The organism is Streptomyces sp. BR123 (assembly GCF_013401435.1).
In the GTDB taxonomy this organism is placed as follows: Bacteria; Actinomycetota; Actinomycetes; order Streptomycetales; family Streptomycetaceae; genus Streptomyces.
This window is the reverse complement of record NZ_JACBGN010000568.1, coordinates 1-1,758: the sequence shown is the minus strand read 5'-3', so window position 1 is coordinate 1,758 and position 1,758 is coordinate 1. Positions and strand designations below refer to the sequence as shown.

The following is a 1,758-nucleotide window of genomic DNA, read 5'->3' as shown; positions in this document are numbered from 1 at the left end:
GCGAGGTGGACCGCCTGGTCCGCAACCGCCTCGACGAGATCCCGCACGAGCTGGCCAACCCGCAGCGGCGCGCCGCCAAGGAGCTCTACCGCCGGCTCTTCCCCGCCGACCTGCGGATGTCCCGCCCTCGCCCCGGGGAACCGCCATGTCCCTCTCCCGCCGCAGTCTGCTCGCCGCCGCCGGCATCACCCTCGCCGGGAGCCTCGGCGCGCTCCACGCCGCCGACCCGCGTGCCGCCGCCCGGGCCCGGGCCGGGTACGGTCCCCTCCTGCCCGACCCGGACGGGCTGCTCGACCTGCCCGCCGGGTTCACGTACCGCGTCCTGTCCCGGGCCGGGGACCCGCTGCGCTCCGGCGAGGGCACCGTACCCGCCAACTGCGACGGCATGGCCGCCTTCGCGGCCGGCTCCGACGGCGGGGTGCGGCTCGTCCGCAACCACGAGAACCGGCCCACGGCCACCGTCCGCGTCCCGGCCGTGGACGGCCTGACCTACGACCCCGCCGCCCTCGGCGGCTGCACCCTCCTCGGCCTCGACCCGGCCGGCCGGGTCACCACCGAGCGCGTCGCCCTCGCCGGCACCGCCGTCAACTGCGCGGGCGGCCGCACCCCCTGGAACACCTGGCTGAGCTGCGAGGAGACCGAGGACCGGGCCGGCACCTCCGGCTACGCCCGGGACCACGGCTACGTGTTCGAGGTCGACCCTGCCGACCCGCACCGCTCCGGCGCCGTCCCCCTGACCGCCCTCGGGCGCTTCGCGCACGAGGCCGTGGCCGTGGACCCGTACCGCGGCACCGTGTACGAGACCGAGGACGCCTTCGTCGAGCCGTTCGGGCTCTTCTTCCGCTTCCTGCCCGCGCGGCCGCTCGGCGGCCCCGGCTCCCTGCGGGCCGGGGGGCAGCTCCAGGCGCTGCGCGTGCCGGGGGTGCCGGACCTGTCCGTGGTCACCGAGCCGGGCGCCGAGTTCCCGGCCGAATGGGTGCCCGTACCCGACCCGTCGGCGGCCGGCACCCCGATCCGCTTGCAGGACTTCGGGCCGGGCGGCATCACCCACGCCCAGAAGCTGGAGGGCTGCTACTGGGGCGGCAACGGCGGCGTCCATTTCGTCTCCAGCTACGCCCGCAGCGCCGAGGGGGCCGCGGCCGACCACCACGGGCAGGTGTGGTTCCACGACCCGGCGCGGCGCACGGTCCGGCTGGACGTGGTCTTCGGGCCGGCTGCCGACGTCCGGCTGCCGGGCGACTCCCCCGACAACATCTGCCTGGCCCCGGACGGCGGCCTGATGGTGTGCGAGGACGGCGGCGGAGCCCAGTACGTCTTCGGGGTCACTCCGGGCGGCGAGGTCTACCCGGTGGCCCGCAACGCCGACGACATCGGCCGCCCCGGAGCCCCGGAGTTCGGCGAGTTCGCCGGGGTGACCTTCTCCCCGGACGGCCGCACCATGTACGTCAACGCGTACGCCCCCGGCACCACCTTCGCCGTGACCGGCCCCTGGCACTGATCCGATCCGGCGCGCCGGACGGGGGATCGGCCTGCCCACGCCCGCGCCATGAACATCCACCAATCAGATCGTCATATATTTTGCCTGCGTGACCCTTTCTGTGCGCAATGCGGTGGCCACGGCTGCCCTCGGTGCCGCGCTCTGCACCGCCCTCGCCGGATGCGGAGGCGGCAGCACGCCCGCCTCCGGCCAGGGCGGGCAGGCCCGTCCGGGCACCCCCGCCGCCCCCGCGCCGGCGGCGTCCTCTCCCCACGCCTCCC

Annotated in this window: 1 protein-coding gene; it reads left to right on the top strand. The window is 76.3% G+C overall.

The window, feature by feature from the left end; all coding sequences use genetic code 11:
- Positions 1 to 145: 145 nt before the first annotated feature.
- Positions 146 to 1,498 (top strand): alkaline phosphatase PhoX, encoded by a 1,353-nt coding sequence (locus tag HYE82_RS36310; RefSeq protein ID WP_179178481.1) that lies wholly within the window; start codon positions 146 to 148, stop codon positions 1,496 to 1,498.
- Positions 1,499 to 1,758 lie beyond the last annotated feature (260 nt).

What these genes read in the sequence shown, in the direction of transcription:
- HYE82_RS36310 (WP_179178481.1), top strand. Translation starts at nt 146, where the DNA reads ATGTCCCTCTCCCGCCGCAGTCTGCTCGCCGCCGCCGGCATCACCCTC.